We start from the raw sequence: 22566 nt of genomic DNA on the forward strand, positions 1-22566 counted from the left end.
ATCGCCGCAAACCGTTAGAATGTCCTTATGCAGCTGCATCGTTTCCACGGGGGCCTGAAACTGGCCGACGCAACCGACACCAGCACCCGCGATCCGGTGCTGGTGATGGGCGTGCCGTCACGCCTGGTGGTCCCCATGGGCCAGCATATCGGCGAGGCGGCCGAACCCTGTGTAGTCGTCGGGGACCACGTCTCCAAGGGCCAGCGCATCGGGCAGTCCAAGGGCTACATCGCGGCCCACGTGCACGCCCCCACTTCGGGCGAGGTGGTGGAGATCACCGACCACGCGGTGCCCCACCCATCGGGCCTCAGCGCGCCCTGTGTGATCCTGCATAGCGATGGCCACGACGACTGGGGCGATAGCCGCATGGAGCCCTGGCTCGACTGGGACACCCGCGACCCCCGCCGCCTGCGCCAGCGCATACGCGATGCCGGGATCGTCGGGCTGGGAGGCGCCGCCTTCCCCACTGCGGTCAAGATGAACCCGCGCGCCGGCCAGCGCATCCACACGCTGATCGTGAACGGCGCCGAGTGCGAGCCCTACATCAGCGCCGACGATATGCTGCTGCGCACCGCCCCCGATGCGGTCTTCGAAGGCATCCGCATCGTTGCGCATCTGCTGAATGTGGAACGCGTACTGTTCGCGGTAGAAGACAACATGCCCGAGGCCATGCGGGCACTGACCGAAACCCTGCCGGACGAGCTGCGCTCCCTCATCCGGCTGGTGTCGGTCCCGTCGATCTACCCGACCGGGGGCGAACGCCAGCTGATCAAGGTCCTCACCGGCCAGGAGGTCCCCAGCGGCGGCCTGCCCGCGGACATCGGGATGGTCTGCAATAACCCGGGCACCTTCAAGGCCGTCTGCGATGCGGTCATCCAGGGGCGTCCGCTGCTTTCACGCATCGTGACTGTCACCGGTCCGGGGGTACAGCATCCGCGTAATGTCGAGGCCCTGCTGGGTACACCCTTCGCCGATGTCATCGAAGCCGCTGGCGGCTATGCCGAAGGCGTCGACCGCCTGATAATGGGCGGCCCGATGATGGGCTTCGCCGTCCACGACGACGCCATCCCCGTCATCAAGGGCACCAACTGCCTGTTGGCCACCCGCCCCCAGGACACGCCCCCACCCGGCCCGTTGATGCCCTGCATCCGCTGCGGTGAATGCGCGGCGGCCTGCCCGGCCCAACTGCTGCCACAGCAACTGTACTGGCAGGCCAAGGCCAAGGACTTCGACGCAATTCAGGACTACGGTCTGTTCGACTGCATCGAATGCGGCTGCTGCGCGCATGTCTGCCCCAGCAACATCCCACTGGTGCAGTACTACCGCTACGCCAAGAACGAGATCTGGGCGCGCGAGAAAGAGCGGCAGAAATCCGATCTTGCGCGTGAACGCTACGAGTTCCGTCAGGAACGCATCGAGCGCGAGGAGAAGGAAAAGGCCGAGCGCATGGCCAAGAAGCGGGCCGCGGTCAAGAAAAAGGAAGGGGGGGAAGGCGGCGACGACGAGAAACAGGCGGCGATCCAGGCCGCACTGGAACGCGCCCGCGCGAAGAAGGCAGCACGAGCCGCCGAGAAGAAGGGCGAGCCGGGGTCCGAAGGGGCCTCTGGTGAACGGCCGGACGAGACATCTAACACCACCTCCGACACCTCACCCACGGACGGGGACAGCCGCTGATGCGCTTTCGCACGGAATCCTCCCCGCACATGATCCCGGCCCACTCGGTGGGCGGCGTGATGCAACAGGTACTGATGGCCCTGGTGCCCGGCACTCTGGCCATGGTCTGGTTCTTCGGCTGGGGCGTACTGGTCAACGTGGCCCTGGCGGTACTGTTCGCCGTGGCCTTCGAAGCCGCCATCGTGGCCGCCCGCAAGCGCCCGGTGATGGCCACCCTGGGCGACAACTCGGCCATTGTGACTGGCTGGCTGTTCGCCCTCGCGATACCCCCGCTCACGCCCGTCTGGGTCACCCTGATCGGCATCGCCTTTGCGATCATCGTGGCCAAGCACCTGTACGGCGGGCTGGGTTACAACCCCTTCAACCCGGCGATGGTTGGTTACGTGGTGGTACTGGTCTCGTTCCCGCGCGAGATGGCCCTATGGCCCGCCCCCGAAGCCCTATCGGATCTGTCGCTCGGTCTCGGCCAGACGCTGCAGACCGTCCTCACCGGCAGCCTCCCCGCCGCCCTGGAATGGGACACCCTCTCGCGGGCGACACCCCTCGATGCGATGCGTGAAGGGCTAGGCTCGGGGCGCACCGTCGGCGAGGTCACCGCCAGCCCGCTGTTCGGCAGCTTCAGCGAAACCCAGTGGGAATGGATCGGCAACTTCTTCCTGCTGGGCGGGCTGTACCTGCTGTTCCGGCGGATTATTCACTGGCATATCCCGGTGGCCGTGATCCTGGGTGTGGCCATCCCCGCCGGCTTCTTCTGGATGCTGGACCCGGACTCCTTCGCCTCGCCCGCTTTCCACGTGTTCTCCGGCGCGGTCATCATCGGAGCCTTCTTCATCGCCACCGACCCGGTCTCCGCCTCCACCACGCCGCTGGGACGCATCCTGTATGGCGCCGGCATCGGCCTGTTGATCTTCGTTATTCGCACCTGGGGCGGCTACCCGGACGCAGTGGCCTTCGCCGTGCTGCTGATGAACATGGTGGCGCCGACCCTGGACCACCTGACGCGCCCGCGCATCTTCGGCCGTTCGCGCCGGGGGCCGCCTCCGGGGGACGGGCATGCGTAACCTGAAGGCCCGTGACATTGCACTGGCGACCGTGCTGCTCGCCGGCTTCGCCGCCGCGGGCGCCGGGATTGTCGCGCTGGTACAGGACTCGACCCAGGCGCGCATCGAGGAAAACCGCATGGAGGTCAACCGCAACCGCATCGCGGAACTGACCGGCGAACTCGACTATCGCAACGACCCGGTGCACGACACCACTACGCTCGGCCACGAGCTACTGGGGGGTAATAACCTTCCCGCCTGGTTCGCCCGCGACGTGGACGACGAGGTCGTCGGCATCGTGTTTTCCGCTGTAGCCCCGGATGGCTACAGCGGAGACATTCACCTGTTGATCGGTGTCGACCGCGACGGTGAGTTGCAGGGCGTGCGGGTGTCCGCACACCGCGAGACGCCTGGGCTGGGCGACGCCATCGAGGCCGAACGCTCCAATTGGATCCGCGACTTCGACGGCCGCTCCCTGGGCAATCCCCCGGCGGATGACTGGACCGTCCGCAAGGATGGCGGTGTGTTCGACCAGTTCACCGGCGCCACCATCACCCCACGTGCGGTGGTTCGCGCCGTGCGCCGCACGCTGGAATACTTCGACGAACACCGCGACGACCTGCTGGCTACCCGCCCGGAAGAAGGCACCTCGCCCACCGAGCCGGTCCCGCAGGCAGACGCCAACGCAGAGGACGAGGCCACTCGATGAACCCGACCCTCACCGAGATCATTCGCGACGGACTTTGGCACAACAACCCGGGGCTGGTGCAGCTGCTGGGCCTGTGCCCGCTGCTGGCCATCTCCGGCACCATGGTCAACGCGATCGGCCTGGGCATTGCCACGACCCTGACCCTGCTGCTGTCCAATGTGCTGGTCTCGCTGATCCGCAACCATGCCCGTCCGGAAATCCGCATCCCGGTGTACGTACTGATCATCGCCTCCATCGTCACCGCGATCGAGCTGGCGATGAACGCCTGGTTCCACGGGCTATTCCTGATCCTTGGGATCTTCATTCCGCTGATCGTGACCAACTGCGCCATCATCGGGCGTGCCGAGGCCTTCGCCTCACGCAACTCTGTGCCCCGCGCGGCACTGGACGGCCTGATGATGGGGCTTGGCTTCACCGGCGTTCTGATCGCGCTGGGGGCCCTGCGCGAGGTCCTCGGTCAGGGCACGCTGATGGACAATGCCCACCTGCTGTTCGGCGAATGGGGCCATGGCATGACCCTGCAGCTGTATCCGTCCGAACATGGCTTCCTGCTGGCCCTGCTACCCCCGGGCGCCTTCATGGCCATGGGCCTGCTGATCGCCGCCAAGAACTGGATCGACAGCCAGTTCGAAGCCGAACCCGCGCCCAGCGCCGAGGACACCGCAGCCGAGCCCGAGGCCGGCAATATCTGATTCTCACACCCCGGTTCATTCCGGGCGGCCTTGATTCCTGGCCGTCAGCCGGTAAACTTCCGGCGCCACGAATCCGTTCTACCGGGGCAAGCCCCGGACACTCAAACATTCCAGGAGATAGGCATGGCTGGACATTTCCCGTTTGCTGGCAAGCGCGGCACGCGCTACGGCCTCGCCCCGCGCGGCACCATCGCCGCCTTTTTCGAGAACCACGGGTTCAATGACGAGTTGCAGGAGAAGTACTACAAGTGGTGGTACGACTTCGCCAAGGACTTCGTCGAGAAGGATAGCGACCTGTCATTCACCATGAGCACCAAGTTCACGAGCTATCCGATGGGGACCCATGCCCATCACGCGTTCCATCTGAACGACAAGTACTGGCCGAGCTGCCTGGACGAGCTGGGTTCGTTCATCCGCGACGTGATCTTCCCGAAGATGGACGAGAAGGCGATGGAAGACCTGGAAAAGAAGCACGCCAAGCTGATCAAGGACCTGGAGAAGGAAGCCGAGTCCAATCCGCGCGATGCCGCGCCGGATGTCGGCCTCTTCCGCCACGTCTAATCTTGGCCTGACGAAGACCGTTCCGGCCCCGCTCCTCGCGGGGCCGGTTTGCGTTGGAACCACGGTATGAACGCCGCAAAGCGAGAAGCCATCTTCGAGCGCCTCAAGGCGGCGAATCCCGAGCCGACCACCGAGCTCGAGTACGACACCCCGTTTGAACTGCTCATCGCGGTCATCCTGTCGGCCCAGGCCACGGATGTCGGCGTCAACAAGGCCACGCGCCGCCTCTATCCGGTCGCCAACACCCCCGAGGCGATCCTCGCGCTGGGCCTGGACGGCCTCAAGGAACACATCAAGACCATCGGCCTGTACAACGCCAAGGCCGAAAACGTGATCAAGACTTGCCGCATGCTGGTCGAACGTCATGGGGGCGCAGTCCCCTGCGACCGCGAGTCGCTGGAGGCCCTGCCGGGCGTCGGCCGCAAGACCGCGAACGTCATCCTCAACACCGCCTTTGGCGTTCCGACGATCGCAGTCGACACACACATCTTCCGGGTCGCCAACCGCACCGGCCTGGCCCCCGGCAAGACCGTGCTGGAGGTCGAAAAGCGCCTGATGCGCCTGACACCCAAGGCCTACTTGCAGGACGCCCATCACTGGCTGATCCTGCACGGTCGCTACGTCTGCAAGGCGCGCAAGCCCGAGTGCTGGCGCTGTCCCATCCAAGATCTTTGCGAGTACAAGGCCAAAATACCGCCACCCGCGGGCGCCTGACGCTCCCAACCCCGAGGACACCCCTATGTACGGCAACCGCGACCAGATCCGCACCCAGTTCGTCGATGCCTGGCTGAAGGCCCAGGCCGGCGAGCCCCTGACCGATCTGGAACAACAGCTGGTGGACGTGATCTCGGAGCACCCCGAGTACCACGAATACCTCAAGGACCGCGAGACGGCCCTGACCGGTGAATTCCCGCCCGAGCTCGGCACCTCCAACCCGTTCCTGCACATGGCGATGCACCTGAGTCTGCGCGACCAGGCCCGCACCGACCGCCCGGCCGGCACACGCGAGATCCACCAGAGTCTGTGCGCCCGCTTCGGTGTAATGGACGCCGAACACCGGATGATGGAATGCCTGGGCCAGACCCTGTGGGAGGCCCAGCGCAGCAACAAGGCCCCGGACGAGACCGCCTACCTCGAGTGCCTCAAACGCCTGGCCAGTCGCTAACGCGACGTCGCTCCAACGACCCGCAGCGGGACCGCCCACGCACCACTACCGTCTAGCCAACCCGTTCGTGTGGCCGGCGCATGGAACATCCGGCCTATCAGGGCGATCCAACCGGCATGGACATGCCCCTGCTCATCCTCGGCGCCCTGCTGGTCGCCAGCCTGACCGCCTTCTTCTCCGGCGTCCTGCCCTACCCGATCGGATGGATCATCCTCGGCGTAGCCTTCATCGGCCGCCTCCTCTATCTCACCCAAAAAACGTGAACACAGGGGCGGCCCACGCCCATGTCCACGACTCGCCATCCGTACCGAGGAGCGATTAGCCGCTTTCCAGGTATTCCTTGAGCCGTTGCAAGTCGTGCTCCACGGCCCGCCGGTCCACCGCGTACTGCTCATCGGTCATGCCCGGCGGGCGCATCAGGCTGAACACAAACTCGCTACCCGCCTCGTTGGGTAACACGCGCATGGGGTTGTGAAACACCGTGCCCGTGGCCAGCTCGACATCGTGATCCATCACCCCAAACGCATTGGGTTCCACAAACCGTACCCGCGCCGCTCCCGAAGGGGTCTCGATCCGCCACCACGGGCCCGCCTCCGTCACTTTGCCCTGGGCAAGACCTTCGGCCCACAAGGGCAGGTTTCGCGGGTTCGAGGCAAATGCGTAGACATCCTCCGGCGGACGAGCAATGTAGACACTGATATGCACGACCTCAGCCACGACGTATCCAAGCCTCCCGTTGCTCAAGGGCCGGCATAGGCGCGCTCCAGAGCGACCAGATCGAACTTGCCCATCCTTAGAAATGCCTGAGTCACACGGGCCACCGCCTGTGGGTCGCTGGATTGCAGCATCAAGTCCAGAACGGAGGGGACCACCTGCCAGGACAGGCCGAATTGGTCCTTCAACCAACCACACTCCACTTCCTGCCCGCCTCCAGCCGTCAGACCGTGCCAGTAGTGATCGATCTCCTCCTGCGTATCGCACTTCACCATGAAGGAGATCGATTCGTTGAACGAAAATAGCGGACCGGCACTGATGGCCTGGAACGGCTGCCCCAAGAGAAAGAAGGTCACGACTTCCACCGCGCCCGAAGGCGTGTCTTCCAGGGTCACCGTGTGTTCGATCCAGGCGTCGTCGAATATGGAGGTGTAGAACTCCGCCGCCTGCCGGGCCTCCTGGTCGAACCACAGATGGGGAACGAGTTTCTGTCCAATGGTTGCCATCGTTGTACTCCCTTAGGGAGACGCTGATTGAGTGCACATGACCCAGGGCGTGACCCGATGTGCCAGTCGGCTTCGGTGCATCGGCTATCAACCGCCCGTGCAGTGGTTCGCAAAGGCGAAGGCATCGTTCATGGTCCATTGGGCTTGCGGTGTGTTCGCCATTCGCTGGCACCAGGCCGGCGAGCCTACCGATTCCGCCGGCGTGGCCTCGACAGGCCTCGCGCCCGTTTCTGGCGAAAGCAAATGATCCAGTGCCAGCACACGCTCGTCCTGCATGAAGGCCTCCACCTTGTCGCCTAGGGCGAGCATCCCTTCGAGTACCGCCTGCCCCTGCTGGGGGTTGCGCATCATCAGGAGCTCAAGCTGCTGGCCCGCCCGATCTGTAGCGCGATCGAACCGCATTCCAGCTTCCTCGAGGTTCGCAGACTCCGCGAAGAGCCCGTCAAGCTCCTGGTCGAGCAACACCCGATCCGCGGCGTCGACCGGAACCAGATGGGCCTCCGCCCAGATGACCATGTCTTCGATCTGCGCAATCGTGCGGGCTGTGTACTCACCCGCCAGGCGACTCCCGAGTGCATCGGCCGCCCGCTGATCATCAATCGCGTCAATCTGATCGCCAATCTCCTCGAATAGCGCCGCCTGGTCGTGGATGTTCCGCACAATGCGGTCGGCGATCATGTTTGCCTCCACTGCGGCGGGCGCCGAGGCGACCGGCGCCGGATCGGTTTGCGTGTCTGCTGCCTGTTCACTTCCGCAGCCCAATGGCAACAAAATCATCAGGCCCAACAGGGCCCACCACTTTGGGATATTCATGTCTGCAGCCCTCCGTCTATGGGGCTGTCGGACGACGGATGGGAGTGCGTATCCGCCGTCCGGCGGGCCGTCCTCGGACCCTGGCCTGAGGACCGGGGGAAATGAGAATCCTGCGAGGGCGGCCCCTGTCATCCCAGGTGCTCGCCTGACCCGCCCAAAACACTCCGCACTCAATGAGTATAGATCCGCAAAAACCACGCGTGACTCGGCGCCATATCGGGGACGCATCCAACCACCCCGACTGTTGTATCGTCGACGTCTTCAACCCTGCGCATTACACCCCGGATGGCCCCAATGACGACCGTCACGATCCACGGCATCTACACCGGCCGCATAGCCCCGAATTACGCCAAGGGCCGCGCCAGTGCCATCGACAAGCAGCCGGTTCCCGGCAACATTACGGTGGGCCACCTCGGACTGACCGGTGACGAGCAGGCCGACCCGGACAACCACGGCGGTCCAGAGCGCGCACTGCTTCACTACAGCCTCGACCATTACCCTGGGTGGCAATCGGAGTACCCGGCGCGTGCCGTCCGGTTCGCGGGCCCCGGTTTCGGTGAGAACCTTGCCAGCCACGGCATGGACGAGCACAGCGTCCATATCGGCGACATCTACCGTATCGGGACCGCCTGCGTGGAGGTCAGCCAGCCCCGCACCCCATGCTGGAAGCTGGACGTGCGCTTCGACATCCCGGGCCTGGCACGCCAGGTCCAGGAAACCAGCCGTTGCGGCTGGTTCTACCGCGTACTGCAACCGGGCACGCTTGCCGGCGGCGATGCAATCGAACTCCTCAAGCGTCCCCCCGGAAGCCTCAGCATTGCCACCGCCATGGCCGCGGTGTATCAGCAAGCGAACCGAGAACACCTGCAACAGCTCGCCGACTGCGCACCCCTGGCCCTGAACTGGCGCGAAAAGGCCCGTAGAAAGCTACGCGGCGCGCCCGACTCCAGTAGTGATCGGCGACTCAGCGGCGAACCGCCCCCGACCTAAGCCGCTTCCAACCTGGTCGGAGCTGGGTCGTTCATAAAGTGCCGAAACGGGACGGTTTCAGGAGAATGCAAGTTAGGTCCCTGTTCTCGCTCGACTTCTTTCCGCCGAAAATTTGATCTACATCAGCATATCGGTACGTACTTATTTTAACCTGCAGATCACTTGAGAGGCACTGATCCAACGTCAGCACCTCCCAAGGTGCTGGTGGGCCCGGAAGCCCCGCGCCCCGGCAAAGGGACATCATCCATGTCCCGAAGCGTCTGATCTTGTTAAATGGTCTCGATTTTTAGGAGGTAATGCCATGAAAAAATGGGCCATAGCACTTTCTTCCGCGGCGCTGATCGGCGCCTTCGCCGTCCCGCTGCAGGCCTCGGCCCAATGGTGGGGCCCGGGCTACCAGGCTCCGTATCACGGCCCCTACCACGCGCCCTACTATGGGCCTCGTTACGGGTACGGTCCCGGCTGGGGTCGCGGCATGGGCGACTGGTTCGGCCTCGGCGATATGTTCGGCGACTTCGACTTCAGCATGCGGGGTCGTGGGCATGGGTATGGCAGCGGGCATGGATACAGCGACTACTACGGCCGCCATTACGGGTACCGTCCGTATTATGGGTACGGCCCCTACTACCATCCCGGCCCTTACCATGGTGCGCCCCAGGCGCCTCAGCAGGAGGCAGAAGAACAGGACAATTGATCCTTTTCTCCAACCTCGACCCGCTGGCCCGGCCTGCCCACGCAGGTCGGGCCAGTTACCTTCTAGGTGTGATCTCTCAATAGGTTGTCCACGGGACGACTCCGAAGGATGCGCGGCCACGCATCCACCCAGTCCTCCTGTATCGGGGGAAACGCCGACCCGACCCTCGCCTTCCGAGAACACCGGCTTTCCCGTTTCTACCGGAATTCCGAACCCCCTCCGGGGCGCCACCCGCTAGGCCACAGAATGCAGTAGAATCGGCCACTTACATCGTTAGCCAAGCCAATCAAACCCAGGCCACGTGATGACCAGCCCCGCCCCCAAAAAGGACTGCTACTTCTGTCGCGTGTCCGCCGGCCTCGCGGATCCGTTCATCTACGAAAACCGCTCATTCGTCGGGCTGTTCGACACCAACCCGGTCAATCCCGGGCACGCCCTCATCATTCCCCGGAGGCACGTGGTATCCCTGTTCGAACTCAACGAAACCGAGCAGGCGGACTACTTCGACACGATCCACGGTGTCCGCGAGGCCATCGAGTCCACCGACATGACTGACCTGTACCAGAACATGCTGCACCGCGACTACTTGCGCGACCGCCCGAAGGATCATATCGAGGCCGTCCTGAAACTCCCCTTCCTGAACCAGAAGCCGGATGCCTACACCGTCGGCAACAACGACGGCCGCGCCGCCGGCCGGAGCATCGACCACCTCCACGTGATCCTGCTCCCACGCTACCAAGGCGATGTACAGGACCCCCGGGGCGGCATCCGAAACGTCATCCCGGATCGCGCCAAGTACCACTAGCCTCGGCCGCGAAGCGACGAAGCAACACCTAACATCGCCCCAGAGGTCTCCACCGCGAGCGCCACCGCAGAACCGCGACTGGAACTGCGTTTTTTCATTGACTCCGGAAGAATCCCTGACGAGGATGGACCCGGAATTCCTGTCCAGACTCAGGGGTAAGGGCGTGCAAAGGACCACCATGCGAGCCGTCCGATGAGATGGACCGGAGGACACAGCAACCCCCTGGACTGGTGGTTGAACCTGGGCGTTTCACCCCAGGACCCGCCCGATCTGCGTCTCAAGAAGGTGGTCATGACCCTCGTATCCACGGGGATCGCCACCCTCGCGATCTTCTGGGGCATCCTGTACATCGCAACCGGCTACCCGCTCTCCGGCGCCATCCCGCTCGGCTACTCCGTTGTCTCCTTCGCCAGCATCCTGCACTTCTTCCGCAGCAAGCAGTTCGACCTGTTCTGCTTCAGCCAGCAACTGCTGATTCTGATCCTGCCCTTCGCGCTGATGTGGAGCCTGGGCGGCTTTGCCAATGGCAGCGCCGTGATGATCTGGGCCTTCTTCGCCCCGCTGGCCGCCCTGTTCTTCCTGGACCTGGAAGCGGCCCGGCGCTGGTTCATTGCCTTCATCGCGCTGTTGATTGTTTCCGCAATCCTGGATAGCTGGCTGCAGGGCCTTGCGCGGCCCATGCCCACCACACTCAACACCCTCTACTTCCTGATGAACATGGGCATGGGCTTCATCCTGATCTCGCTAGTGCTCTATTACTTCGTCAAGGACCGCAACAAGGCCTACCGGGAGCTCGAACAGACCCAGGAACATATTCATCACATGATGATGACCGACCCCCTAACCGGTATGCCCAACCGCCGCCACCTGGAACAACGTTTCAACGAGGAACTGGACCGCAAACAGCGCTACGGCGAACCCCTCTCGGTGCTGATGACCGACGTGGACTTCTTCAAGACGATCAACGACCGCTATGGCCATGCTGTGGGGGACGAAGTGCTCAAGGCCTTTGCCAAGACCCTCCAGGGAGGTCTGCGCTCCTCGGACTTCCTGGCTCGCTACGGCGGAGAAGAGTTCATCGTTCTACTACCCGCCTCGGATCTGGACGCCGCACGGAACCTGGCCGAACGTCTGCGCAAGACCGTCAAGTCCACCCCCATCGAGGGCTACGACATCCAGCTCACGTCCAGCTTTGGCGTGGCCGAGGTTCAGACCGGCGAATCCCCGGAACAGGCCATCAGCCGGGCCGACAAGGCTATGTATAACGCCAAGCACGAGGGCCGAGACCAGGTATCATCCAAAGACGACTCGGCGCACATCTGAGCACCCTTCAAACAGGAACGAGCAGCGGTCCGGGCACACACTCCCCTCATGAATACACCGATGCAGTCGACCCTTGGCTCGTCGTTTATCAAAGATTCGCCAGGCGTTACGCCCATCCGAAACGCTTGATGTGTTGGCCGCGGGCCCCGTTGGTTTGATGCTGACAAAGTGGACCTTAACGTCCCCTTCACGTAAGTCACGCGGTCTGCCCCACTGACCTGTCGTGAGCACGTACCCTGCCCCTAATCCGCGACCACCATGGAGGGGGCCGCTACAGCACGGCTTACGTACGCCCACCGGATTCCGGGCGGACGTTTGCACAGAACGCGAACAGGGACACTCTCAAGTGTCGTTATCAACGCTTCTGCGGTGGTTTACCCGCAACCAAAATCGTTTGCCCACCGCCTCCGCCAGCGATCCTGCCCAATCCGGGCGCGCAGCCGTCACCCACCCGCTGAAAGTGCCTGGCGGCGAGGTGCATCCCGTTGAGGATCCTGAACTCGCGTTGTCGTACTGCTCGGGCCTTTTTGACGCCAGGCGTTACCAGAAGGGTCGCTCAAGCACGGCGGAACGCGCCTGGATCCACCACTACAGGGAGCTTCTCGCGACCAACCCGGATGCGTTCTCCGCCGAGGTGCCACGGCTGCCACGGGTCGTGCCAAGACTCATGTCCGCGCTTCGCGAGCCCGACAGTACCAGCACGCGGAAGATCGTCTCCCTAATCGAGACCGACCCGGTCCTGGCCGGAAACGTGCTCAAGGTGGTCAACAGCCCCGCCATGCGCCTACACCGCCGCCAGATCGTGAGCCTCGAGTACGCCGTTACACTCATGGGGAACCAACGCCTACGCGAGATCATCTTCGCCGCCCTGATCAGCCCCCTGGCCACGTTCGACAAAGATGCCCGCGTGAACGAAGAAAGCCTGAAACAGATCTGGCCCGAGACCCTGCAAACCGCGATGAACGTAAAGATTGGCGCGCGACACCTGGGAGGTGGAACCGAGGGATTTGCGCTCTATCTTGCGGCCCTCACTCATAGCAGCGGGCTCATTGTCTTGTTGCGTGGGCTGGAAACGCTCAAGGCGACCACCGTGTCCTCGGGATTTGTCGGTCAACTCGAAGCGCTTGCGCGCACCGCGTCGGTCGCTATCGCCCGCAGTTGGGAGTTCGACCATTCCAGTGTTCAGCTGCTGCAGGATTGGGCCGACGCCGACCGGTCGACCCTGGAGACCGCGCTGTTAGCCGATGCCATCGCGTTCACCCGACTCAACAGCCTCTGCCAACGCGGCGACCTGGAGAGCACGTCCTTGCTTGCCTTTCGCGAAACACTGCCCCGATATGCACAGGAATGGACCGACCTGCCCTCATCCTCACCTTCACCCTCAGACTAAATTCTCCCACCGGACGCAGTGGCACCCGATCAAAGGCAACTGCGCGAACCGGGTACCCGCGAGTCGCCGTACAAGATCATCACGACCCTTTACCCCTTTTTCGCTTCACCCGGTAGATTTCGCCATCCGCGCCACTGCGCCCGCCTCCCGCACGCAGTCCTCCTCCGCCTGCCAGAGCGCTGTCACGTCGCGCGCGACGCCAATCCGAACCCCTTCCTCCTCGACCCAGTGTGCCGACTACAGGATATGCACGACGCCGCCGCTCTTGCGGATCTAACGGTTCCGGAAATCGACTTGTGGCTTGCCCCCCATGACCCGGACACAATCGAGGCCAGTGAGGCGGCCAGGTCGTCCGGATGCATGTAGTCGGTGATCGTGGTGTCGATCAGCCCCTTGGCCCAATAACCGAGCAGGTCCTCACGGGCGACGCTCACGAAGACGGTGTCGTGGATCAGATTGATCAGCCTGGAGGAAGCTGCTTTCAGGTCCACTGGCATGGATCAGCCCACCCATACGGAGAACCGCCTTCGGCGCACGCCCATACGCCCAGCCCAAAACCGCCGGTCAAGGCGCTCACTCACCCGACTGCACCTGACCTCGAATCAACAGGATGTCGCTATGGCTGCCCGGCACGAAGCGGCTCTGGGCAATCGCGATCTCGCCACTGGCGTTCACCGCCATGCGACGTTTTAGCTGGCCCTGCAGACCTCCGCTGTAAGGGGTCTCGGTCGCACCCGGAACCGCCTCGATCGAGCTGAATGCGGTGAAATCCAAAGGGGCGTGCGTAAATGCCAGGCCGAACGGGCGGTCGGTCGGGTGGGGATAGCGCTGCCATACCAGGTACAGGCGCTGGTGGTCGTGCGCAAGGGTCGGGAACCCGCCGGGCCAATCATCGGTATCCAGCTTTCGCGCGGGCCCAAAATCCAGATCTTCGGCATTCGCCTGGCTAATGTGCAACCGGCGGTGGTACGGCTGCCGATAGTCTTCCACATCGTTCGCCGGGATCGCGCCAAACGCGAGATGCACCGTGCCGTTGTCGTCCACCACCCACGAGGGCGCGTCGGCATGCCCCGGGTGTTCCAGTGCCGTCTCGGGTGCGGAAAAGCCCTGGTCGAGGTCATCCGACCAGGCCATACGGATATCGGCATACGGACTGTCGCCCTCCGACCAGGCCAACAGGACCCGCCCGGAGGGCGCCTGGGCCAGCGTCGGGGCACGAGCCGGCACCTCGGCTCCGGCATTCACCGTGACCGGCTCCGAAAACGAATCGCCACCATCCCTCGAGTAGACCACGCGCAAAGGCCCCTGGTACTCGGTCCAGGCCGCCACGACATGACCCTCGGATGTGCCGAGCAGGTCCAGGCTACCGTTGTCCCAGCGATGCGCAGTGATACGCCCCTTGCCCGCGCCGTCGCGCACATTGGACAGGTTTTGGTGGGCCTCGAACGTCTCGCCACCATCCTGGGAGCGTGCGTACAAGATCTCGCCCCCGTGGTCGCCCCCTGTAAACAGAATCTCCTGCCAAAGCAGGTGGACGGTGAACGCCTTGCCCTCCTCGGACGCCTCGTCGATCACCACACGTGGCAGCCAGGAGAAGGTATCCACCTCACCACCGATCCGGGTGGGCTCATCAAATACCGCGTGGCCCTCTCGGTCATACCGCTGCAGGAAGATCGCCTGCTCCACCTGGTCGGCCCATACAACCACCACCTCGCCGCGCTCGCTGATGGCCACCGAGGCATCATCCACGTAGCGGAAATCCGATGCGTTCATCCGCCAAGGTCCACGGTAGGCCTCACCGCGAGCCACTTCGATTGGCGCTTCCCACACCACCTGCGCCTGCGTGTCGGTATCGGCCAGGACCGGTGCCATCCAAAGGCATAGGGCAAACAGGGCGGGCAAGACAAGCGTTCGGTTATCGCTACGCATACGACCTCCAGCCTTCCATTATGGGCCTTTGCGCATATTCAAACCGGGTTAAATCTTCTGAATAAGGGGTTCCGGTCGCCTCACCGGCCATTCAGAGGACGAACACGGGGCACCTCCGTCAGTACATCCAACCGGTCCGAAACTGGAAAGGATATCGGCCTCCTTCTTGTAGACTCTCCTCTCGCTACACAGGATCCCCACCCCATGACTCAACGCATACACCTGCTACTCGTCGCGCTCGTCGTCTCCCTCGCGAGACTCAGCGCCCGCGCGTCCGACTACAAATGAGTGAACCCGAATCTCAAGAAGGTCAGGACTAGTGCTTCGCATCGCTGCCGTGTTGCTGGGCCTTGTGATGCTTGCCAGCTACATCGGAGTGCAAAACTGGGAGGCCATGCGGGTGCTCCAGGACATCGAGGCCGGTGACGGACCGAGCGCGCTGAAGGACCGCACCCCGGAACCCGCGCGCGAAACGCTTACGGTCACGACGAACGAAGGGGGCATCGAAGCCGACCTCTACCATCCCCGGCAGGATGTCGGCGCCCGTATTGTCCTTGTGCCGGGCTTTACGCCAGAGGGCAAGGACGACCCCCGCCTGGTACAACTCGCCAATACACTGGCCCGGGCACGCTTCCTGGTGCTGGTCCCCGATCTGGAGGGCACGAAAGCCCTGAGGATCCGCACCCAGGATGCCGCCGCCATCGCGGATGCCGCTGCCCTGTTGTCCCGCCTGGAGGCAGAGCGCGCCCCGGATGACCAGGACGTCGGGGTCGCGGCAATCTCTTACGCCGTGGGCCTGGCCGCGCTCGCGACGCTAACGCCACAGGGAGAAGCGAGCATCGACTTCCTGGTCGGGATCGGCGGCTACTACGACACGAAGAACGTCATCACCTTCGCCACTACCGGGGCCTTCCAGGAACCTGGGTCAGACCGCTGGATGACCAGGACGCCCGATCCACTGGCGAAGTGGCTATTCCTGCGCGGCAATCTGCACATTCTCAATGACCCCGCAGACCGCGAGATCCTCGACGAAATTGCCTGGCGGCGCATGCACGATCCCGAGGCCCCGATCGACGAACTGGCCGCCGGTCTCGGCGAAGAGGGGCGAAGTCTATTGGCGTTAATTCGGAACGATCACCAGGAACGCGTGCCAGAGCTCCTCGAAGACCTACCTGCAAGCGCACAGGAGGCCATCGAGAAGCTATCCCTGGCCCATCGGGACCTCTCGCACCTTTCTGGCGGGGCGCTCCTGATCCACGGCCGCGACGACAATATGATTCCCCACACCGAAAGCGAGCGCCTCGCCAATGCAGTCGGCGAGACCGACCTGCATCTGATCGATGGTTTCTCCCACATCGATGCGCGAGGCGTGGGCCTGGTGGGCCAGTGGCAGCTCATCCGTGCCGTAACCAACCTGTTGGCTTGGCGGGACAACTGACCTGCGACAGGGGCACCTTCTCGCCCGGTCACCGCCTACTGGACTGCCTTCGTCCCGCGGCAGCCGGGATACTGCGTGCACCCCCAGAACTCCTCCCCCATATTGGAGCCCCGACGGGCCTTGCGCTTTACCATGGCGCTGCCGCACTTCGGGCAGGCTTGGCCTGGGAAGATCATGGGTGTCCTTATCTTTGCTTATCTTTCGCGTTCTAGTTCAGACCTAAACCTTGCCTTTTGTGCTTGTAAAGCTTTATAAGATTGCGGTTATGTCCGGACTTTGGCCATTGTTGTCGGAGACCATGGCGGCGATCTTGGCGGAACCCCCGGCAATAATGGCGCAGGTTAAATCTCTATCGCTGTTCTTCTTCGTAAAACTAGAGGGATACATACATGAAAACCGTTGCTCTTATTGCAGTTCTGTCTGCCGGCCTTCTTGCTACCCCCGTATCCGCGCAGTGGAATAACCCGTCTTCCCAGTGGGGTGGCTACAATGCGCCGGCCGCTCCTATGCCAAACCCATCAAGCTCTTGGTCCACCAGCGCGCCCAGTGCGGACTGGCGCTGCACGAGCTATACGGCCTCTGCCTACGATCGCCAGCTCGCTGGCTGTGACCGTTACAACACCATACCGGGCCTTGACCCGAACACTGGCAACTCGAGCATCATGCGCTGGAACTCTCGCGGCGAAGCCTACACCCGAGGTCGTGATGGCCAATGGCAGCGTAACCGCGCCTACGACTAGACGGAGTTGCCGATTGTTCTGGGTCGCATCCATCATCGATGCCATCGCATAGAGCTTCGGGGCCAGACCATACGTTTTGCCCTTCAACAACAGCCTGAAAGACAAAAGACATGGCTTGGCCCCGTGGTCGCTACCTTTTTAGTACGTCCCTTCAACCACCTCTGGATCCCCGGAATCGCTCTCTTTCACGACCCTGTAGCGCAGTAGATTGTCCTCAATCGAAAACCCCACCGGCCAGGCGCTCTGCCTCTCGAAAATCGGTAGGCCCTTTTCGATATCGAGAAGCTGCAAGGCCTCACCATGTACGCCGCGCCGCCAAACCAGAACGGCCCGTAGTTCCCGATGCTCGCCATACTCGAAAACCCGGGCACGATCGATGCCCGATGTAATCGCGCCGCGCGACTCCGCGTACCGCAAAGCCTCATCCCGGAAAGCGCATACATGGTCCATGCCCCGTCGATAATGGGCGAATATCTCTACCACCCCGTCATGGACAGGCTCGCGTAGCGAAAACACCTCCACCTGCTGGGTGTCCACACCGAACCAGGAACGCGTCACATCTCCTGGGTCTCTACCTTCAAGACGCAGTCTGCGATTCCATGCCCTGTCACAACGACAGGCTTGCGCCTCGGCGTCAGCCGCGATCATACCGACGACCGACCGTTCAGCCTCTAGCGCAACCCCCTCGAGCATCTGGAGCAATACATCGGTGTATCGGCAAGCCATATCCTCGTCGAACGACCGCTGAAGTAAAGCATGGGCAACCTGTAAATGCGTCCCGAATGGCGCGGGCGCCGCCAAGCAGGCTCCCAAAATCGAAGAAGCCCTATCAGCATCTGCTTCCCCTGAGGCAATCTCCAGTACATCCTCACACGGATCGGCCGACGAGACTGGCGCTGCCAGCCAACAGAGAGCCCCTACAACCAACCCACCCACAGCCTTTGGGCTAATCAACTTCAACGCATCGCTCCCCGCATGTCACTGCACCGCATCATCGCGCAAAACGTTTCCTGCGTCCCCTTTCAGTTTCTATGGCCAACGCGAAATCATGGGAAGAAATCATAGGTGTCCTCTTCTTCCCATCTTCGACCTGGCCCGACAGTCCGGCCGGAGAACGCGGCACCGCGCCCCGACCCGGTCCGCCCCGGTCCGGCCAGTAGACGCGCGCCCGAACTTGGGTATGCTGCAGGTATGCCCCGGCTATCGCTCGCGATCGGCAGCGGCCGGGATTCCGGCATCCGTGCGGGCGTCGGGGCGCGCCGCGATCCGCTCGGTGCCGCAGCCCGATGCCGCGCGCGTTAACCAGGAGCCTCACCGTCATGGGCATGGCCTGTTGTGCACCGCACGGCGCGAACGCCGACATCAACCCCTGCCACTGTGGCGCGGCCCATACCCAGGCGGCCCTCCGGCGCATCGAGGCCGACCTGAACCGGCGCCAGTTCCTCGGCGGTGCCGCCGCCGTGCTGGGCATGTTCGCGGGCTTCGGCCTCACCCCGCGCGAGGTCAAGGCCGGTGAACCCGGGCAACCGCTGCTGCTCACCCACCTGCGACTGTTCGACGGCGAGACCCTCGCGTTGCGCGAGGACGTGGACATCCTGATCGAGGACGGCCGCATCGCCGCGCTGCCCCGGCGCGGCGAGGGCCCGACCGCCGCACGCACAATCGACTGCGGCGGGCGCGCCGTCATCCCCGGCCTGATCGACGCCCACTGGCACAGCACGCTGGTCGGGGTTAGCCAGATGACCGCCATGACCGCGGACATCGGCTTCCTGCACCTGATGGCCGGGCGCGAGGCAGGCGCGACCCTGATGCGCGGCTTCACCACCGTGCGCGATCTTGGCGGACCGGCCTTCGGCCTGAAGATGGCCATCGACCGCGGCGCGGTGGCCGGCCCGCGCATCTTCCCCTGCGGCGCGATGATCTCCCAGACCTCCGGGCACGGCGATTTTCGCCAGCGCCACGAGTTGCCGCGCATGCCGAGCACCCCGCCGAATTACATTGAGAGCAGCGGTGTCGCTGCGATCGCCGATGGCGTGGACGAGGTGCTGCGCCGCACCCGGGAACAGCTGATGCAAGGCGCCAGCCAGATCAAGATCATGGCTGGGGGCGGCGTCTCCAGCCTGTACGACCCGCTGGACACTGCCCAGTACCTGGAAGAGGAGATGCGAGCCGCCGTACGCGCCGCCGCCGACTGGGGCACCTACGCATGCGCCCATGTCTACACGCCGCAGGGCATCCAGCGCGCGATCCGTGCCGGGGTGCGTTCCATCGAGCACGGCCAGCTTGCCGACGAGGAGACGGTGCGCATGATGGCGGACGCCAACGTGTGGTGGAGCATCCAGCCCTTCCTGGACGACGAGGACGCCAACCCGAAGACGGACCCCGTCTCCCGGGCCAAGCAGCTCCAGGTGAGCGCGGGCACCGAGCGCGCCTTCGAACTGGGCCGCCAGTACGGCGTGCCCATGGCCTTCGGCACCGACATCCTGTTCAGCCCCGAGGGCGCCGCCAGCCAGGGACGCCAACTGGCCAAGCTGACCCGCTTCATGTCCCCGCTGGAGGCCCTGCACATGGCCACCGGAGCGGCCGGCCAACTGCTCGCCCTATCCGGCGACCGCGCCCCCTACCCCGGCCGGCTCGGCGTCATCGCCGAAGGGGCCCTGGCCGACCTCCTCGTGGTCGATGCCGACCCGGTCGCCGGCCTGGACTGGCTGGATGCACCCGCAGACCACCTGCACCTAATCATGAAGGGCGGCAGCATCGTTCGGAACGAACTGGAACGTACTCTGTAGATCAATATCCTCTGGACTTCCTGACAAGGAATCATCGGTGTCATTTGCTTCGTTCTTCTCTTAGCTGACACCGCGCCCCACTAGCCAGAGAGCCAGTAGCGGGACGGCATTGAACAGGATGATTCCGAGCTTGTAAGCGCCCATGAGGCCATAGTGAATCGCGTCAAACTGCTCCGGCTTCAGCCGAAACCACTTGCTATGAAGCCTATGAATTGAGTCCCGCGCAACCAGAAAGGCAATGAACCAGAAAACCAGAATCCCGTAGTTGATCGCCAGTGAGTACAGCAGGAAATTCCAGAGGAATGCATCGTGCATGGGTCTCTCCTGTGGCAGTTAACGCTTCCAAGACGCGCGGCTTTGTAGAAGGAATTATGGGTGTCCTCTTATCCCTTCTCCCCGACTGGCCACCCGCCTCGCAATCAATGCCTCGCACTGCGGCTCACGGTTCATGGCGTTCAAACCACTCGAGGATGAGCTCCAGGCGTTTGACCAGGTTCACCGGAGTGCCGTCCCGGGACAGGTTGTGGCCTTCGCCATCAAATACCGCCAGCTCGGTCTCCACGTCGTTGTTGAGCAGCGCGTAGAACCACTCCTGGCCCTGTCCGATCGGCGTGATCCGGTCATCGGTAGAATGGATGATCAGCGTCGGCGTACTCACCTGGTCGGCGTACTTGAGCGGTGAACGTCCCCAGTAATAGTCGTAGTTCGCCCAGATCGTGCCGCCGAACTCGGCATTCATCCGTGCCGGCACGTAGTCCTGGGTGCCGGCCTCGGAGATCCAGTTGGAGACACTGCGCTGGGTCACCGCCGCGCGGAAGCGGTCGGTCTGCGTGGTGATCCAGTTGGTCAGGAAGCCGCCATGGCTGCCGCCGGTCAGAAACAGGCGCTCCTCGTCGATCCAGTCGAAGCGCTCCAGCGCCGCGTCCAGGGCCTGCATGTTGTCGCGATAGTCGACCCCACCGTAGTCCTGGTGCACCGAGGCCTGGAACTCGTGGCCGTAGCCGGTCGAACCCCGATAGTTGGTGAACAGCATCGCGTAGCCCGCGCCCGCGATCATCTGGAACTCGTGGAACCAGCGATGGCCCCACATATGCGCCGGGCCGCCACGAATGTTGAGTACCAGTGGCCAGTCATCGCCGGCGTCAAATCCTTTGGGCCGCAGCAGGAACGCATCGACCGTCCGGCCGTCCTCGACCTCGTAGCTGAAGCGTTCGAGCTCGGTCCGGTACCGGGATTCCAGCAGGGCGTCGTTGAAGCCCGTCAGGCGTCGCGACTCGAACCCGTCACTGTCGGCGACGTGCACCTCCGGCATCCGGGTTTCGTCTTCGACCAGCAAGGCCAGGAACCCGCCGTCGGCGGCAAAGTCGATATCGCTGAGAGCGGCTTTGTCACCGAGGACCACCTCGCTGTCTCCATCGGCATCCAAGCGCATCAGTGGACGGCTGCCGCGGAAGTCCGCCCATACCAGGGGACGATCGAACCCCTCGGGCCACCAGGCCTGCGTGACGGAGAACTCCATGCCATCGTGCAGTACCTTGTGGTCGTCGTTGCCGATCCCGATGCGGTGCAGCTCCACGGGACGAAAGCGGTCGGACTGATAGTGGAAGGCGACCTGACGCCCGTCGGGCGAGAACAGTGGGTCGGTGGCACGCCCGTCGGGCGCGGCCAGCTTGCGTTCCTCACGGCTTTCAAGGTCGAGCAGGTAGACGTCCTGATTGAAGCTGCCGTCGTACTCGCCGCCGCTGCGATCGGCATTGAACGCCAGGAAGCGACCATCCGGTGAAACCGTCGGGTTGTTGTAGTTCCACTCGGCGTCCCCTGCCAAACGCTCGAGTTCCCCGCTTGCCGAATCCAGCAACCACAAGGTGCGCCGGCTCTCATCCAGCCAACCCTGCGACTCTCGACGGCTGAGCGGCCGCGAATAGATCTTCACATCCGCCTGCGGTGCGTCATCCCCCCGCTCCTCCTGCGCGGGATCCTCGACGGCCGGGTCGATGGTCAGGGTAACGATCAGGTGTTGACCATCAGGCAGCCATGCAAAGTCCGCGATACTGCCCTGTTGAATCTCGGTGATGGCATGGGCTTCACCACCGTCAACAGGCATCAGATGGATCTGGGCGTCCTTATCGACGGTCCTCAAGAAGGCCACTTGCCGCCCATCGGGAGAAAAACGGGGATGACGATCGGACTCCCCCTGGGTGAACGGCCTCGCCGATCCCGAGCCATCGGCCGGCACCATCCAGATGCTCGATTCCCGATTGCGGCGTTCATCGTCCACGCGACTGCGCACGAAGGCGACATGGCCCGCATCCGGCGAAAGCCTAGGTGTGATCTCTCAATAGGTTGTCCACGGGACGACTCCGAAGGATGCTGAGTTTGCGGACTGAGCCATTCCCAAGGAGGACGCCCCGTGAACCTTCACCAAAATGCCTTAATGGGCCCCCGCGGTCGAGAGCGGATGGCTCGTCTGGTCGTGGATCACGGCCAGAGCCTTCGGGCCACGGCCCGCGCCGTTGGCGTGGATCCGAAGACCGTGCAGCGCTGGGTCCAGCGGTTCCAGGAGGCGGGCCGTTCAGGTCTTGTGGACCGTTCGT

The 22566-nt window shown here is 63.5% G+C and carries 23 protein-coding genes and 3 pseudogenes; 17 read left to right on the forward strand and 9 right to left on the reverse strand.

All coding sequences use genetic code 11. From position 1 onward, the window contains the following. The first annotated feature begins 27 nt into the window (after nt 1–27). The 8 genes from rsxC to D002_RS12985 all read left to right on the forward strand — a co-directional run bounded on the left by rsxC (nt 28) and on the right by D002_RS12985 (nt 6104). Complete coding sequence (rsxC, locus tag D002_RS0100820; RefSeq protein ID WP_018140021.1) at nt 28–1674, forward strand: electron transport complex subunit RsxC; 1647 nt, start codon at nt 28–30, stop codon at nt 1672–1674. Then, the gene (rsxD, locus tag D002_RS0100825) at nt 1674–2735 is read left to right on the forward strand and encodes an electron transport complex subunit RsxD (RefSeq protein WP_018140022.1); all 1062 of its coding nucleotides are present in this window, start codon (nt 1674–1676) and stop codon (nt 2733–2735) included. Before rsxC ends, rsxD begins: the two co-directional genes overlap by 1 nt. Next, nucleotides 2728–3423, forward strand: a complete 696-nt coding sequence (gene rsxG / locus D002_RS0100830; RefSeq protein ID WP_018140023.1) for an electron transport complex subunit RsxG — start codon at nt 2728–2730, stop codon at nt 3421–3423. The genes rsxD and rsxG overlap by 8 nt, the downstream gene beginning before the upstream one ends. Further along, the gene (locus D002_RS0100835; RefSeq protein ID WP_018140024.1) at nt 3420–4115 is read left to right on the forward strand and encodes an electron transport complex subunit E; all 696 of its coding nucleotides are present in this window, start codon (nt 3420–3422) and stop codon (nt 4113–4115) included. Before rsxG ends, D002_RS0100835 begins: the two co-directional genes overlap by 4 nt. A gap of 123 nt (nt 4116–4238) precedes the next feature. Next, a complete protein-coding gene (locus D002_RS0100840) occupies nt 4239–4676 on the forward strand; it encodes a hypothetical protein (protein WP_018140025.1) in 438 nt (145 codons plus the stop codon). A 66-nt stretch (nt 4677–4742) separates the two neighbouring features. Continuing rightward, nucleotides 4743–5390 carry an endonuclease III gene (gene nth, locus D002_RS0100845; protein WP_018140026.1) on the forward strand — a complete coding sequence of 216 codons (648 nt, stop codon included), beginning with the start codon at nt 4743–4745 and terminating at the stop codon, nt 5388–5390. 25 nt (nt 5391–5415) lie between these two features. Then, entirely contained in the window at nt 5416–5841 is a 426-nt protein-coding gene (locus D002_RS0100850; protein WP_018140027.1) for a DUF1841 family protein, read from the forward strand. An 80-nt stretch (nt 5842–5921) separates the two neighbouring features. After that, nucleotides 5922–6104, forward strand: coding sequence for a hypothetical protein (locus tag D002_RS12985; protein WP_018140028.1), 183 nt, complete (start codon nt 5922–5924; stop codon nt 6102–6104). Between the two features lie 55 nt (nt 6105–6159). On the opposite strand, the gene D002_RS0100860 is transcribed toward D002_RS12985, so the two are convergent. The 3 genes from D002_RS0100860 to D002_RS0100870 form a co-directional block, all read right to left on the reverse strand. Next, the gene (locus tag D002_RS0100860; RefSeq protein WP_018140029.1) at nt 6160–6558 is read right to left on the reverse strand and encodes an SRPBCC family protein; all 399 of its coding nucleotides are present in this window, start codon (nt 6556–6558) and stop codon (nt 6160–6162) included. A 23-nt stretch (nt 6559–6581) separates the two neighbouring features. Then, nucleotides 6582–7061, reverse strand: a complete 480-nt coding sequence (locus tag D002_RS0100865) for a VOC family protein (RefSeq protein ID WP_018140030.1) — start codon at nt 7059–7061, stop codon at nt 6582–6584. An 87-nt stretch (nt 7062–7148) separates the two neighbouring features. Next, complete coding sequence (locus D002_RS0100870) at nt 7149–7874, reverse strand: DUF3012 domain-containing protein (protein WP_018140031.1); 726 nt, start codon at nt 7872–7874, stop codon at nt 7149–7151. 294 nt (nt 7875–8168) lie between these two features. Here D002_RS0100870 and D002_RS0100875 point away from each other — a divergent pair, with 294 nt between their 5' ends. The 5 genes from D002_RS0100875 (at nt 8169) to D002_RS0100895 (ending at nt 13076) form a co-directional block, all read left to right on the forward strand. After that, entirely contained in the window at nt 8169–8864 is a 696-nt protein-coding gene (locus D002_RS0100875; RefSeq protein WP_018140032.1) for an MOSC domain-containing protein, read from the forward strand. A 301-nt stretch (nt 8865–9165) separates the two neighbouring features. Then, the gene (locus D002_RS0100880) at nt 9166–9558 is read left to right on the forward strand and encodes a sulfur globule family protein (protein WP_018140033.1); all 393 of its coding nucleotides are present in this window, start codon (nt 9166–9168) and stop codon (nt 9556–9558) included. Between the two features lie 304 nt (nt 9559–9862). After that, complete coding sequence (locus tag D002_RS0100885; protein ID WP_018140034.1) at nt 9863–10363, forward strand: HIT family protein; 501 nt, start codon at nt 9863–9865, stop codon at nt 10361–10363. A 192-nt stretch (nt 10364–10555) separates the two neighbouring features. Then, nucleotides 10556–11686 (forward strand): GGDEF domain-containing protein, encoded by a 1131-nt coding sequence (locus D002_RS0100890; protein ID WP_231362900.1) that lies wholly within the window; start codon nt 10556–10558, stop codon nt 11684–11686. A 394-nt stretch (nt 11687–12080) separates the two neighbouring features. Further along, nucleotides 12081–13076 carry an HDOD domain-containing protein gene (locus D002_RS0100895; protein ID WP_231362901.1) on the forward strand — a complete coding sequence of 332 codons (996 nt, stop codon included), beginning with the start codon at nt 12081–12083 and terminating at the stop codon, nt 13074–13076. Nucleotides 13077–13232: 156 nt separating this feature from the next. On the opposite strand, the pseudogene D002_RS0100900 reads toward D002_RS0100895, so the two are convergent. Both D002_RS0100900 and D002_RS0100905 read right to left on the reverse strand, forming a co-directional pair. Continuing rightward, nucleotides 13233–13573: pseudogene (locus tag D002_RS0100900) on the reverse strand (PAS domain S-box protein); the annotation flags it as partial. A gap of 76 nt (nt 13574–13649) precedes the next feature. Continuing rightward, entirely contained in the window at nt 13650–14948 is a 1299-nt protein-coding gene (locus tag D002_RS0100905) for a sialidase family protein (protein WP_231362904.1), read from the reverse strand. Nucleotides 14949–15324: 376 nt separating this feature from the next. On the opposite strand from D002_RS0100905, the gene D002_RS0100915 reads away from it, so the two are divergent. Beyond that, on the forward strand, nt 15325–16443 hold the full coding sequence (locus tag D002_RS0100915; RefSeq protein ID WP_018140038.1) for a S9 family peptidase: 1119 nt from the start codon (nt 15325–15327) through the stop codon (nt 16441–16443). Nucleotides 16444–16478: 35 nt separating this feature from the next. On the opposite strand, the pseudogene D002_RS13230 reads toward D002_RS0100915, so the two are convergent. Further along, a pseudogene (locus tag D002_RS13230) lies at nt 16479–16598 on the reverse strand (topoisomerase DNA-binding C4 zinc finger domain-containing protein); the annotation flags it as partial. A 351-nt stretch (nt 16599–16949) separates the two neighbouring features. On the opposite strand from D002_RS13230, the gene D002_RS13675 reads away from it, so the two are divergent. Beyond that, on the forward strand, nt 16950–17183 hold the full coding sequence (locus D002_RS13675) for a hypothetical protein (protein ID WP_155996078.1): 234 nt from the start codon (nt 16950–16952) through the stop codon (nt 17181–17183). A 138-nt stretch (nt 17184–17321) separates the two neighbouring features. Here D002_RS13675 and D002_RS0100920 read toward each other — a convergent pair whose 3' ends face one another. Continuing rightward, nucleotides 17322–17984 carry a hypothetical protein gene (locus tag D002_RS0100920; RefSeq protein ID WP_018140039.1) on the reverse strand — a complete coding sequence of 221 codons (663 nt, stop codon included), beginning with the start codon at nt 17982–17984 and terminating at the stop codon, nt 17322–17324. A gap of 518 nt (nt 17985–18502) precedes the next feature. Here D002_RS0100920 and D002_RS0100925 point away from each other — a divergent pair. After that, nucleotides 18503–19972, forward strand: coding sequence for an amidohydrolase family protein (locus tag D002_RS0100925; RefSeq protein WP_018140040.1), 1470 nt, complete (start codon nt 18503–18505; stop codon nt 19970–19972). Nucleotides 19973–20032: 60 nt separating this feature from the next. Here the strand turns inward: D002_RS0100925 and D002_RS0100930 are convergent, their stop codons facing one another. Continuing rightward, the gene (locus tag D002_RS0100930) at nt 20033–20287 is read right to left on the reverse strand and encodes a DUF6868 family protein (protein WP_018140041.1); all 255 of its coding nucleotides are present in this window, start codon (nt 20285–20287) and stop codon (nt 20033–20035) included. A gap of 124 nt (nt 20288–20411) precedes the next feature. Then, nucleotides 20412–22298 (reverse strand): annotated as a pseudogene (locus tag D002_RS12990) (S9 family peptidase); the annotation flags it as partial. An 84-nt stretch (nt 22299–22382) separates the two neighbouring features. Between D002_RS12990 and D002_RS13910 the strand changes: the two are divergent. Continuing rightward, nucleotides 22383–22566: helix-turn-helix domain-containing protein (locus D002_RS13910; protein WP_155996081.1), on the forward strand; the 184-nt coding region annotated here is incomplete at its 3' end.

Origin of the sequence: Thioalkalivibrio sp. ALJ7 (assembly GCF_000376865.1) — a bacterium.
Classification (GTDB): Bacteria; Pseudomonadota; Gammaproteobacteria; order Ectothiorhodospirales; family Ectothiorhodospiraceae; genus Thioalkalivibrio.